The 13085-nt window shown below is 70.3% G+C and carries 6 protein-coding genes; all 6 read left to right on the plus strand.

Annotated features, from left to right (window positions below; translation table 11 throughout):
- Positions 1-96: 96 nt before the first annotated feature.
- The 6 genes from LZ199_RS24890 to LZ199_RS24920 all read left to right on the plus strand — a co-directional run bounded on the left by LZ199_RS24890 (position 97) and on the right by LZ199_RS24920 (position 13060).
- Positions 97-3348, plus strand: a complete 3252-nt coding sequence (locus tag LZ199_RS24890) for a carboxypeptidase regulatory-like domain-containing protein (RefSeq protein ID WP_253996240.1) — start codon at positions 97-99, stop codon at positions 3346-3348.
- Positions 3349-3572: 224 nt separating this feature from the next.
- The gene (locus tag LZ199_RS24895) at positions 3573-5126 is read left to right on the plus strand and encodes a cyclic nucleotide-binding domain-containing protein (protein WP_253996241.1); all 1554 of its coding nucleotides are present in this window, start codon (positions 3573-3575) and stop codon (positions 5124-5126) included.
- Positions 5127-5225: 99 nt separating this feature from the next.
- A complete protein-coding gene (locus LZ199_RS24900) occupies positions 5226-5915 on the plus strand; it encodes a lysophospholipid acyltransferase family protein (protein WP_323389810.1) in 690 nt (229 codons plus the stop codon).
- Positions 5916-5974: 59 nt separating this feature from the next.
- On the plus strand, positions 5975-9319 hold the full coding sequence (locus LZ199_RS24910) for a carboxypeptidase-like regulatory domain-containing protein (protein ID WP_267145161.1): 3345 nt from the start codon (positions 5975-5977) through the stop codon (positions 9317-9319).
- A 54-nt stretch (positions 9320-9373) separates the two neighbouring features.
- On the plus strand, positions 9374-10213 hold the full coding sequence (locus tag LZ199_RS24915) for a phospholipid scramblase family protein (protein WP_253996242.1): 840 nt from the start codon (positions 9374-9376) through the stop codon (positions 10211-10213).
- A 117-nt stretch (positions 10214-10330) separates the two neighbouring features.
- Positions 10331-13060: a hypothetical protein gene (locus LZ199_RS24920; RefSeq protein WP_253996243.1), complete on the plus strand. Its 2730-nt coding sequence runs from the start codon at positions 10331-10333 to the stop codon at positions 13058-13060.
- The last annotated feature ends 25 nt before the right edge of the window (positions 13061-13085 follow it).

Raw genomic sequence — 13085 nt, forward strand, 5'->3', positions numbered from 1 at the left:
ACACGACACGCACGTAGGTGAGGAGCCCGCGAGGTTCGCGTCAGCGCCCCGGGGGCCTCCACTGCTACGCTCACGGACGTGGCGAGTGGACGAGACATGCACAAGTGGCGACGGGTGGCGCTCATCCTCGGAGTGCTCACGCTGCTGGGCACGCTGGGAGTGCCCTACCTCCTGAGGTCAGGAGATGCGCCCACCTCTCGCCGAGCCCCCGCGCCTCGAAAGAGCACGGGCCTCATCCTCCCCGCGCCCGCGCTACGGGTCGAAGGTGCACTGCGCATCCAAGGCATCGTGCACGGAGACCACGGTCCCCTCGCGGGAGTCCGCATCTCCGCCACGCGCTCCGAAGCACATCAGACGCTCTCCGAGCTGACGTGTGAGGACGTGCTGCCCCACCGTCGCGGAGACCGTCACGACTTCGCGGATTGCTTCTTCACGGAACCCGCCACCACGCTGGAGCTGCTCCTCTCCCGACAAGGAGAAGCCCCTCTGTATGCGGAGACCGTCACGGATACGGAGGGCCGCTTCACCCTCGACCAGCTCCCCGAAGGAACCTTCACCCTCTGGGCCCTCGACCCGCGAGGTGCGCGGCTGCAACCGGGAGTCGTCGCGGGAACGGAGGGACTCCAGCTCCGGCTCGAAGACGGCGTGTTCCTGGAGGGACAGGTCATCGACGAGGACCTCGCGGCCCTGCCCCAGGTCCAGGTGACGGCCGTGCATCAAGGCTTCACGCGCTTCTTCGACGTGGAGACGGACGCGGACGGTCGCTATCGCATCGGCCCGCTGCCGGTCGGAGACTACGCCCTCGCCTTCTCCAGGGACGGCTGGATTCCCGACCTCAAGAACTCCTGGTTCGCCGAGCCCGTGAAGCTCCTGCGTCCCCATCGCATCGTCGGTCGAGTGATGCGACAGGGCGCCCCCGTCCCCCACGCGACAGTCCACCTGCGAGACATCACCTTCAACGAGCGGGGCATCGTCCCTCCCCTGCTGTCCTCGAAGCAGGAGACCACGGACGCCCAGGGGCGCTTCACCTTCGAGGCGCTCTCCATTCGAATGTTCCGGCTCGAGGCCACCCAGGGCGAGCATCACGGCAGGGCCGAGGTCCACATGTGGACCCACGACTCCAAGGAGGAGGTCATCCTGAACCTGAGCCCTGGGGCCATGCTGGAAGGCACCGTGAAGGACGAAGCCGGAGCCGCCATCGAGGGCGCACTCGTCCACATCCAGGAGCGCGGATTCCAGCCCCGGTACGTGAAGACGACCACGGATGCCACGGGCCACTATCGGCTCGGCCCGCTGGCCCTGGCTCCCCATGAGCTGGAGCTCACCTCCCCGCGACACTTTCCCACCGGCGAATCCCTCGCGGAGCTGAGCCCCGACACGAAGCAGCTCGACTTCACGCTGCGCATCCCACTCTGGGTCGACGGGGTCCTCGTCGATGAAGCAGGCAGCCCCGTCCCGGACGTGCGCATCACCGTCGACAACCCTCCTTCCGAGGACACCGACGACACGCTCCTCCTCGCGCCCTACGAGGCCACGTCGGATGAACAGGGCCGGTTCCACCTGAACTTCCCCACGCCGGGGTCCTTCCTCCTGAAGCTGCTCGACGAGCCTCGCTTCCGCATGGAGGAACTCCAGGTCCGCGCCCCCGACACCCAGGTCCGCTGGGTCTTGAAACGAGGAGCCACTGTCTCCGGCGGGGTCTTCGACGAGTTGGACACGCCCCTGTCCGGGCTCCTCGTGCGCCTGTCGAGCGAACCTCCCGAAGAAGGCACGACGAGCAGCCCCGGGCCGGACGTGCTGAGTGAGACTCGGACCGACGCACAGGGCCACTATGCGTTCGGGGGCATGAAGCCAGGACGGTACGTACTCGAGGCCATCCATGAATCCGGCGCCGTGGAGCGCTTCGTCACCCGACACCTGGAGCTGAGAGAGCGGCAGGAGACCCACGTGGACCTGCGCCTCGCGGCGGGCTGGACGCTGTCGGGCACCGTGGTGGACACCCAGGGGCAACCGCTCTCCGGAGCTGACGTCTTCCTCGAGCCTCCGCCGGACTCCACCCCCAAGTGGCGCGCGGGCTATCGCCACCACACCGTGGACCTCCTCACGCGGACCGGGACGGACGGGCGCTTCACGCTGCGCAACCTGCCGAGCCAGGACGTGGAACTGCGCGTGAAGAAGGAGTCCTTTCGCCTCGCCCCCCACCTGTCCACCGGCGGGAAACCCGGGCTCGACTCACTGCATGCCCATGAAGGCGGCCCCCCTGTCCGCCTCGTCATGTCGCGACAGGCGCGCATCCACGGGCGCGTGGTGGGCCCGGACGGCGAGCCCCTCACGCGCTTCCGGCTCATGCGGGAGGTCGTGGAGCATCCCCGAGGTGAGTTCTCATTGGACGTGGTGGGCGCGGGCTCGTGGCCCGTCATCCTTCAGGCGAAGGACCTGGCGCCGGTGTTCCGTCAGGTCGAGGTGCCTCACGACACGGAGGTGGTGGACCTGGGCGAGCTTCGGATGAGCGCGGGACGCAAGGTGGCCGGACGCGTGCTGGACGCGGAGACCTCTGCTCCCGTGGAGAGCGCCCTGCTCGTCCCGGACATGGAACACTCCGACAGCGTGAGGCTCCACCCCTCCTCAACCTGGACCCAGGCCTACACCGAGGAGGATGGGAGCTTCACCATCGAGCGTGTGGACGAGCGCTCCGCCACGCTGAACGTCCAGGCCCACGGCTATCTCTCCACGAAGCTGAACCTGCCCCCTGGTTCTCAGGAGGACCTCACGGTGCGTCTGGAGAAGGGCGCGCGGGTGGAGTTCTCCGTCCTGGACGCGAAGGGTCAGCCCACGAGTGCGACCGTCTTCCTGGACCGCGAAGACGAGGAGTCGCCCCCCTACAGCATCGAGGTCCCCGCCGAGAGCCCCTTCGTCGTGAAAAACATCGCGCCAGGCACCTGGCGGGTGCACGCCTCCGCAGGCGAAGGGCATCTGGAAAGCTACGAGTCGCGGCGCGTCCAGATTCCCGCGAGCGGTGGAGTCTCCATCACGTTGAAGGCGCGCTCCGAAGGCGCCACCCTGGAGCTGCGCGTGAGCAGCCCCCTGCTCTTCACCCTGGCGCTCGTCCCCAGTGAGGCCCCCTGGCCCAGACAGGGCTACGACCTCTCGTCACTGCGCGAACGCTCCCTTCCTCATGAAGTCAGCAAGGAGGGAACGAGGACCTTCCGGAACCTCCCGTCCGGAAAGCTGACGCTCATCCTCATCACCAACGACTGGCGCGGCAGCCATCGCGAGGACATCGACATCCCCGAGGCGGGCACGGTGGTGCGCGACGTGACGCCGACATGGCAGGCCGTCAAGCAGTGAATCCCGTTCGTCCGCCTCGCGCCCACTCAACAGGGCCAGGGAACGAACCAGACCTTCGTACAAGGGCTCGCATCATCTTCGAACGCGCGCGCAGGCCCTGAAACGCGCTCGACGTTGAGGACTCGGCATCCACGCTCGGGAGCACCGTCGCGCGGCGTGTCCGGACTTACCTGGCAGCGGAGCCGCACTGGTCCGCCGCCAGAAGAACGGAGAGCCGCCCCACCATGTCCCGTATCGCGAGCACCGAGGTCGTCACCCCCCAGTCCCTGTCCACCGAGCAGCGGCGACGCCTGACGGACGCGCTGTACGCCGTGCACCAGGAAATCTTCGAGGGAGTCGAGCGCGAGGGCTTCGCGAAGTACGTGGTGGACTCCACCGCCGAGCACACCTGGATTCAGCTCCACCGCAACGACGAGGGCACACTCGTCGGCTACTTCGCACTGCACGTCTTCGAGAAGCAACTGAACGGCGTGACGACGGCAGTGTTCCGCGCGGAGGCCGGCTCGCTGCGCGCCTACCGGGGTGGCAACACCAACACGCGCTTCGGGTTGTCCCTCATCCTCAGATATCTGCTCCGCCACCCGGGCCGCCCCGCGTACTACCTGGGCGCGCTGGTGCACCCGTCCAGCTATGCCCTGCTCGCGAAGTACTGCGACGAGCTGTGGCCGCGTCACGAACAGCCCGTGCCGCCCAGGCTGCGCGACTTCCTGGCCGAGCTGGGCACCCAGTTCGGACTGGCCCCTGTCGACGCGCGCAACCCGCTGCTGCGCCACGTGGGCTGGCGCACCCGCGAGTCCGAGGTGGAGCAGGACTACTGGCAACAGTGCGACAAGCGGTCCGCGCGCTTCTTCCTCGAAACCAACCCGGGCTACACGCTGGGGCATGGGCTGCTGACGCTCGCGCCGGTGACGATGGGCAACGTCCTCAGCGTCCTGCGCGTCATGAGCGGGCGCGTCCTGCGCAAGCCCGTGGAGCCGGCCATGAAGCTCGCATACCGGCTGCCCGGAGGCTCTCGCCTGCTGCGCTCGACGGTGGCCCGACAGCTGCGCGCCTCTCCGCTGTTCGCCCACTTCGACACGCGCGCGCTGGAGTCGCTCGCCGCGCGCGCCCAGGTGCAGGAGCTGCCCGCGGGCCACTTCGTCTTCCGCCAGGGCGACATGAGCGATGAGCTGTACCTGCTGGCGCGCGGCGCCGCCTACGTGCTCGCCACCCACGGCGCCGACGAGGACCTGGTGAACCAGCTCGGCAGCGGCACGGTGTTCGGAGAGCAGTCCACGCTCGCGGGCGGGCGGCGCTCCGCCTCGGTGCGCACGGCGTCGGCGTCCACCGTGGTGCGGATTCCGGGCGCCGCGCTGCGCGAGCTGCTGGAGTCGGACGCGGACCTGAGCCGGCGGGTCTGGGGCACCTTCGCGGAGCGCCGCTTCGACGACCTGGTCCGGGGCCGGCTCCGCTATTCCCACCTGGGCCGCAAGGAGCGCCGCGCGTGGCTGCTGCGGGGACAGGAGCACGTGCTCGCCCCCAGGAGGGAGCTGCTCCTGGAGCCGGGCTCCCATCTGTTCATGGTGCTGGGCGCGGTGGAGCTGGCGCATGCCTCGCCCCGGCTGACGGCCCGAGGGGCCCTGCTCCTGGAGGTGGAGCGCCCGCTCCCCGTCGTCACCCTGGAGGACACGCGGCTCGTCGTGCTGCCACGGCTGGCGTCGCCGGAGCTCCAGCTCGCCGTGGACCTGACGCGCCCATGGGCACGGCCACCCGCGAACACTCCGCACGCGCGGGCGTGACAACTCACTTCCCCACCCCTCGAAACCCTGTGGCACACTGCGGGCGCCATTCGACTCCTGTTCTCCATCCTCTTCTGGGCGTTCCTCGCGCTCTCCAGCGTGGTGCTCTTCCTCGGCGCCGTCGTGGTGTGGGCTGTCACCACGCCGTTCGACCGCAACGGCCGGGTGCTGCACCTGTACTCGTGCTTCTGGGCGCAGCTGTATTTCTACGTCAACCCGCTGTGGCACCTGCGGGTGGACGGCCGCGAGCACCTGCCGTGGAACAGCCCCGCGGTGCTCGTGGCCAACCACGAGTCGCTGGGCGACATCCTCGTCCTCTTCGGCCTGTACAGCCCCTTCAAGTGGGTCTCCAAGCAGGCCAACTTCCGGCTGCCGCTCATCGGCTGGAACATGAGCCTCAACCGCTACGTGCCCCTGGTGCGCGGCGACAAGCCGAGCATCATCCAGATGATGCGGCTGAGTGAGCGCTGGCTGGAGCGCGGCGTCCCCATCCTCATGTTCCCGGAGGGCACGCGCTCCGCGGACGGCCAGCTCAAGCCCTTCAAGGATGGCGCCTTCGCGCTGGCCCTGAAGATGCGCTGCCCCGTCATCCCCATCGTCCTCACCGGCACGGCGCGCGTCCTGCCCAAGCACGGCCTGGTGATGCAGACCTCCGCCCACTGCCACGTGCAGGTCATGCCCCCGGTGGACATCAACGGCTTCAACGACGTCGCCGTCCTGCGTGACTACGTCCGGGACCTCATCGCCACCGAGAAGGCCCGCCTGGAGTCGCTCCCCGCCCGCACCTGAGCCCCCGGCGACTTCGCCCCGAGCGCCCTGCTAGCCTGGGGGGCCAACGGGAGGGGTCCATGCGAAGGCCAGCCATGGTGGGGCTCATGCTCGGGGTGATTGGCCTGAGCTCGGTCATCGCCGTCATCACCTTCCGCGCGCCCTCCGACGGCGACGACGCGCCCTCCACCTCCAGGCCAACCTCCCGGGAGCTGCCCGGCCCCCGCGAGCCCTCGCCTCCGCCGCGCGGCGCGCTGTCCCTCCGGGGCCGCGTGCTCACCGACGAAGGGGCGCCCGTCCGGGGCGTGGAGGTCTCCGCGTCGCGAGCCCTGCCCGGCGAATCGCTGTCCGCCCTCCCCTGCGGCCAGGACGCCGAGACGCCCCTGTCCTCCTCGGCCTGCGTGGACCCCCAGGCCCTGCTCGCGCTGCGCGGCCTCATCGACGAAGGGCGCGGCGCCGCGCCCCTGCTGACGCGCGCCACCACGGCGGAGGACGGCACCTTCGTGCTGGAAGGCCTGCCCGAGGGCAGCGTCGCGCTGTGGGCCATGGGGCCCCAGGGCTCCGCGCTGGAGCTCGACGTGGCGACGAGCTCACAGGCCGTGGAGCTCATCCTCCAGCCGAGCGACGTGTTCACCAGCCGCGTGGTGGACGAGGCCGTGCGGCCCGTGGCGGACGCCAGCGTGACGCTCTTCCACGCCGAGCACTCGCGCTACTTCGAGACCCGCACCGACTCGGAGGGACGCTTCCGCGTGGGGCCCCTGCCTCCTGGCGACTACGCGCTGGTCGTCTCCAGTCCGGGGTTCTTGACGGCGCACCTGACGGACCTCATCGCGGAGGACCTCTCGGCCGAGGACCTGGTGCTGCACCGGCCCCGGCGCATCGTGGGCCAGGTGCTCCTGGACGAGCGCCCCGTCGCGGGCGTGCGGGTGCGGGTCCACGATGGCGAGTACGAGCCAGAGCCTGACGCCGAGTCCCCCTTCACCAGCATCACGGATGCCCAGGGGCGCTTCGTCCTGGAGGACGTGGCACCGGGCGACTACGTGTTGCGGGCGGAGCAGGGCGACCACCGGGGGCAGACGGAGACCACGCTCGCGGAGGAGCAGGCCGAGGCGGAGGTGACGGTGCACCTGGGCACCGTCGTCACGGTGGAGGGCGTGGTGCGCGACGAGGCGGGGCAACCTGTCCCCGACGCGAAGGTGACGCTGGACACCCACGGAGACGTGTCCATGACCACCCAGGTCGACACCGGGGCGGACGGGCGCTTCGTGTTCCACTCCGCGACGCTGGGCCACAACGACTTCTCGGTGTTCGCCGAGGGCTATCAGCAGCTCTCGGTGAGCGACGTGGTGGTGACACAGAAGCCGGCGCCGCTGGACTTCACCCTGAAGCGCGCGTTCGTCCTGGAGGGGCTCGTCACCGACACGGAGGGAAACCCGCTGACGGAGGCGGATGTCACCGCCATGAAGTGGCGCACCGGGCCAGGGCCGCGGCGCGACGGCACCCCGGACTCCGCCGAGGACCTGGACGACTTCGCCAACAACGCGGAGACGGCCTACGCCTCCACCGAAGAGGAGGGGCGCTTCGTGCTCAACCTGAGCGAGCCGGGGCTCCATCGCCTCAAGGCGCAGGCGCCAGGCTTCCTGGAGACGGAGTGGAAGGAGGCGCAGGCCCCCTCCCGGGACGTGCGCCTGGTGATGCGGCGGGGCGCGAGCGTGGAGGGCACCGTGGTGAACACCAGCGGCGCTCCGCTGTCGTCGATTCAAGTCTCGCTGTGGGAAGACGGCCAGGACTCCGCCTCCTCCGCCGAGGTCACCAGCGACGAGCTGGGCCACTTCAGCCTGCGGGGCCTGCCTCCGGGCCGGTACTCCCTGCGAGCCTTCCGCACCCGGGGGGGCCCGCCACGCGCGCGGCTCCCCGTCGTGCTCCAGGGCGCGGAGACGAAGACGGTGACGCTGAGCCTGGAGCCGGGGCTGTCGCTGTCGGGCCTCGTCGTGGACGAAGCGGGCAAGCCGATGTCCGGCGCCGACGTGCACGCATACGTCTTGAGCGAGCAGACGCTCCAGCCGAGGTTCCTCCACCATGGGCGCTACGCCCTGCATGACGGCTCCAGCGTCACCACGGATGCGCAGGGGCGCTTCACGTTCGACCACCTGTCGCCGGGCGCGTGCAAGCTCAGCGTCAGGAAGGAGGGCTTCGAGTTGATGGCGGAGCCGCTTCAGGACGAAGACGGGGCCCGCTCGCGAACGCCCCAGGTGCTCGTGGCGGCCGGGACGACGAACGTGAGGCTGGTGCTGCGCTACCAGGGCGGCATCCGGGGCCGGCTGGTGCGCGAGGACGGAACGCCCATCACCCGCTTCGACGTCAACGAGGAGTCCTTTCGCGAGCCGAACGGCACCTTCCACATCGCCGTGGAGGAGCCGGGCCGAGTGTGGGTGACGCTGGAGGCGCCGGGCCTCACGCGCGTGCTGCGGGAAGTCCAGGTGGAGGCGGGGCGGGACACGGACCTGGGTGACGTGGTCCTCAAGGCGGGACGCCGGCTGCGCGGCCGGGTGCTGGACGCGGCGACGTCCACACCGGTGGTCGGCGTGGAGGTGCAGGCGAACGTCGTCGTCCCCGCGTCCTCGGGCGAGGAAGACGCATCGGAGGAGACCCAGTCCCTGGCGCACGCGCGCACCGGCCCCGATGGCGCCTTCGTGCTGCCGCCCCTGGAGGCGGGCACCGCCTTCCGCGTGGAGCTCTCCCACCCGGACTACCTGCCGCTGAGCCAGCAGGTGGGCCCGGGCGAGACGACGCTGGAGCTGCGCCTGCTCACGGGCGCCCGGCTGGACGGCACGGTGAAGGACCACGAGGGCAGGCTCATCAGCACCTTCCTCCACCTGCACCCCCTGTCCCCCATCGGCTCGGACTCCATCATGATGGAAGAGGACGGGGGCGCCTTCCACGCGACGGGCCTGGCGCCCGGGGAGTACTCCCTCGTGGCCAGGGCGGCGACGTCGTCCCGGGGAGACACCCTCCGCTTCATGCCCCAGCGCGTGAAGCTGGGCCCTGGCGAGCGCAAGGAGCTCCACCTCCAGGCGCTGACCGGCGGCGCGTCGCTGAAGCTGCGCCCTCCGCCCTTCGCCGTCATGAACCCGACCTCCTCGGTGATGGCCGTGCGCTACCACCTGTTCTCCGGCACCGTGCCCGTCCCGAAGGACATGGGCGAGCTGGAGCGCTACTCGGACGCGCTGGGGATTGCCTCCGCGTCGGACTTCGACTCCACGTTCGAGCGCCTGCCCGCGGGCCACTACACCTACGTCGTGATGGGCAGGAACCACATGAGCCCGAGCTGGGTCATCCACCGAGGCGAGGTGGACCTGCCCGCCCAGGGCGCCGTCACGCTGGACCTCCCTCCTGTCTGGCTTCCCCTGCCGGACTCCCCCTGAGGTCCGAAGCGCCCCGTTTGCGTCCCGTGGGGGCGCCGCTTAAGGCTCCGCGACATGGGCAACAAGCCATGGGCCGGGAACGACGCGGAGCTGGAGCTGGACTGGGGCGCGCGCGCGCCGCGTCCCAAGGCGGATGAGCAGGGAGGCCCCCAGCTCCAGGAAGAGCCGCCCCAGGAGATGCTCGCCGGCAAGGGCCCTCCGGGAGACCCGCGCTACATGAGCGTGGAGCTGCGCCTGTCGCTGGAGGCCGTGCTGACGGCGGCCCAGGTGCGCATGCGCCAGTTCCGGGAGGCGCTCGAAATCCTCATCGGCTGGGAGGGGAAGAACCGCTACGAGGTGTGCGACGCGGAGGGCCGCAACACCGTGTACGTGGGCGAGACGGGCGAGGGCTGGGCGTCGCGGCTCAAGCGCAACTTCTGGCCCTTCTACCGCGCGCGGCTGGAGTGCATGACGGTGGGCGGCACGCTGGCCCTGGCGATGGAGCTGCCCTGGCACATCCTCTTCGCGCGCGCGGAGGTGACGGCGTGGGACGGCCGGCTCATGGGCACCATCGTCCAGCGCTTCCGCTTCTTCGGCCGCCAGTTCGACATCCTCTCGCCCGCGGGCGTGCTGATGGCCACCGCGGAGGGCCCCCTTTTCAAGCCCTGGACGTTCCGCATCCTCCAGCGCGGTGAAGAGGTCGCCGTCATCCGCAAGAAGTGGAGCGGGCTCCTGCAGGAGGCCTTCAGCGACGCGGACAACTTCAGCCTGGACTTCCAGCCCGCGTGCAACGACGGCAGGCTGCGTCAAATGGTGCTGGCCACCGCGCTGCTCGTGGACCTGACGTACTTCGACAGCCGGAAGAACCGCTCCATGTTCGGTGGGGGCGGAGATTTGTTCGACCTGGGCTCGTAGCCGGGCTCGGTGGCTCGCTGGCTTGGTGGACTCGCGGAACAGCCGAAACCGAGAACTCCCAGGCGCGAGCGCTCCATCGCTGTCCAGGCAGGCGGCTTGTGGTAAGTCCCCAGGCCCATGTCGACGAGCGATGCGCTGAACGCAGCAGACCTCGAGCGGTTGGCCCAGGCGGAGTCGCCGGACCTGGCCGATGCCGTGCTCGCCCTCCTCGAGCAGTCGGAGCCCGAGCCCGAGGAAGGCAAGGCCCCGCCCAAGGACGCCTTCACCTTCGAGAAGCTGCTGCGCTCGCTCTCCCAGGCGCAGGCCCGCTACAACTCCGCCAGTCGCCGCGAGGCCTCCGCCGAGGCGTGGCAGCGCTTCCAGGCGCAGAAGGACCTGCCCCAGCCCGCGCGGCTCGCGCTGGCGGACCTGCTCGTCTCGCTCTACGCGAAGAACACCGACGCCTCCCGCGCCGTCATCCTGGAGGTGGCGCGCGCGGCCGACCTGAAGTTCGGCCTGTGGGGCGGCCTCAAGCGCATCTACAAGCTGGCGGAAGCCAACCACGACGCGGAGCTGTTCGGCGTGCTCGCCTGGCGCTTCGACGTGGAGCGCCGGCAGGCGTACCGGCACGAGGTCTCCGGCGGCACGCTCCAGTACCTGCGCCGCCGCGCGTGGCGCTACCTGCGCCACCTGGGAGCCGCCGTCCCGGAGCTGTATCCGCAGTTCGCCGCGGAGGTGCTGCGTCACTACGACGAGGACACGACCTGGTACTCCGTCTGGGTGGCCCACCACATCTGGGCCCACGGCAGCGGCAGCTACACCGCCAGCAGCTTCGCCATCCAGCCGCCGAACGACACGCTGAAGCACCGCGCGTTCCCCGACGCGTGGAAGCGCTCGCCGGACCCGCTGATGCGGCTGCTCGACACGTGTCTGTCGGACCCGGCCGCGCGCTTCGCCATCCAGGGCCTGCGCAAGGACTTCCCGGAGACGCTGCGCAAGGTGACGCCCGCGTGGTTGGACCGGCTCGCGCGCAGGCCGCTGGGCAGCGCGCACGACTTCCTGGTGGAGACGCTGCAGGGCTCGCCGGAGTTCCACCAGGGCAAGCTGCGCGCGCTGGGCCTGCACGAAGCGGTGCTCGCGTTGCTGTTGTCTCCCAGTGGCAAGGCGCGCACGTACGCGATTGAGTACGCGCGGGCGCACGCGCAGGACCTGCCGGCGGACCGGCTGGCGGAGCTGGTGGCCCGGGGCGAGAGCGACGTGAAGTCCTTCGCCGCCGCGGTGCTGGAGAAGCGCAACCCGCGCGAGCTGGGGCTGGAGCTGCTGGGCCGGCTGCTGTCGTACAAGCCGACGGCGGCCTTCGCGGCGAAGTCGCTGGAGCAGTCGTTCGACCGCGCGGAGCTGACGTCGGGCTTCCTGCGGGACATGTACCTGGGCACCTCCGAGCAGCTCAACTGGGCCAAGGGCTTCGTGTCCTCCAAGTACGCCGCCGGGGAGATGCCGGTGGCCTTCTGGAAGGAGCTGCTCGAGGACCCGCGCCTGAAGAAGAAGCGCTACCCGGTGGAGGGGCTGGTGGTGAAGGCGCTGTCGGCCTACACGCCCGCGGTCATAGGTCCGGAGTGGTTGCTGGACAAGGCGGCGAACCCGACGTTCGGCGACCAGATGGCGACGTGGCTGAAGCGCGCGGACAGCCTGCCGGGCCTGGACGTGGAGAAGGTGAAGGGGCTGGTCTTCAGCGCGAAGCACCGGGAAGTGGCGCTGGCGCTGTTGGGCAACCGCAAGCTGTTCACCGCGCGGCAGCTCACGGTGCCCTGGCTGCTGGCGCTCGCGCGCCGGGCGGACCCGACGCTGCACGACTTCGCCCACCGCTACCTGCTGGAGTACGTGGTGCCGGCGGACTTCAGCGACACGGGTGACGCGGCGGCGGGCCTGGAGCGCCTGTTCGAGCTGGCGCTGGGGGCCAAGCAGCCGGTGCCCGTGCGCACGTTCGCCCAGACGTACCTGCGCTGCCACCACCCCGTCATCGGCCCGGAGCAGCCGGAGTCGAAGTCGTACGAGCTCAAGCCGAAGGCGCCTCGCAAGGCGTACACGCCGGAGAAGCTGTGGCCCGCGCTGTTCGACGCGCGCGACGACGTGCGCCGCTTCGCCCTGGCCATCACCCGCGCGGAGCTGCGCGCCTGGGGCTGGCACACGCGGGTGTACGAGCTGGCCGAGTCGGAGGCGAAGGAGATTCGCAACCTGGCCTATGACGCGCTGTTGCGCGCGGGCGAGGACGGCGCTGACGCCCGCTACGTGCTGCACCCGGAGGAGCTGGACGCGGTGAAGGTCTTCTCCCTCACGGAGAGCACCAAGCGCAGCACGCGCGAAGTGGCGGTGGAGCTCATCCGTCGGCACTACGCGCGGCTGGGCGGCGCGGAGCGGCTCGCGTGGCTGATGCAGAGCGCGGACCGCGAGGTGGGCCTGTTCGCGGTGCGCCTGCTCTGGGAGAAGCACCGTCCCACGCACCTGCCGGAGGGCTGGAAGCCGGCGGGCGCGAAGGAGGCTCCGTCGGCGGGTGGCGGCGAGCGCTTCGCGGACGTCGCGGCGCTGCGGGACTTCCTGCGCAAGATGCTGTTCGGCCTGCCTCCGGGCCGGGCGAAGGAAGCGCGCGAGGGCGAGGTGCAGAAGCGCCTGTCGGCCAGCGTCGCCAAGCGCCGCGTGATTGAGCTGGTGCGGGACTTGGGCCTGGAGGACGAGAACTTCGCCCGCGTCGTGTCGCCCGTGCTGGGGGAGTTCACCGGCTCGCTGGCGAAGGGTGAGTGGCAGAGCTGTCTTGCGTCCCTGGTCCAGCTGCGCACGGCGCATCCGAGCGCGCAGCTCGGGGGCCTCTGAGCCTCGCGTCACTTGCTCCCAACGA

It is taken from the genome of Myxococcus qinghaiensis (assembly GCF_024198215.1).
Classification (GTDB): domain Bacteria; phylum Myxococcota; class Myxococcia; order Myxococcales; family Myxococcaceae; genus Myxococcus; species Myxococcus qinghaiensis.

Excerpts from the sequence above, each read along its gene's own strand:
- LZ199_RS24890 (WP_253996240.1), top strand. The coding sequence starts at position 97 with ATGCACAAGTGGCGACGGGTGGCGCTCATCCTCGGAGTGCTCACGCTG.
- LZ199_RS24915 (WP_253996242.1), top strand. The coding sequence starts at position 9,374 with ATGGGCAACAAGCCATGGGCCGGGAACGACGCGGAGCTGGAGCTGGAC.
- LZ199_RS24895 (WP_253996241.1), top strand. The coding sequence starts at position 3,573 with ATGTCCCGTATCGCGAGCACCGAGGTCGTCACCCCCCAGTCCCTGTCC.
- LZ199_RS24910 (WP_267145161.1), top strand. The coding sequence starts at position 5,975 with ATGCGAAGGCCAGCCATGGTGGGGCTCATGCTCGGGGTGATTGGCCTG.
- LZ199_RS24920 (WP_253996243.1), top strand. The coding sequence starts at position 10,331 with ATGTCGACGAGCGATGCGCTGAACGCAGCAGACCTCGAGCGGTTGGCC.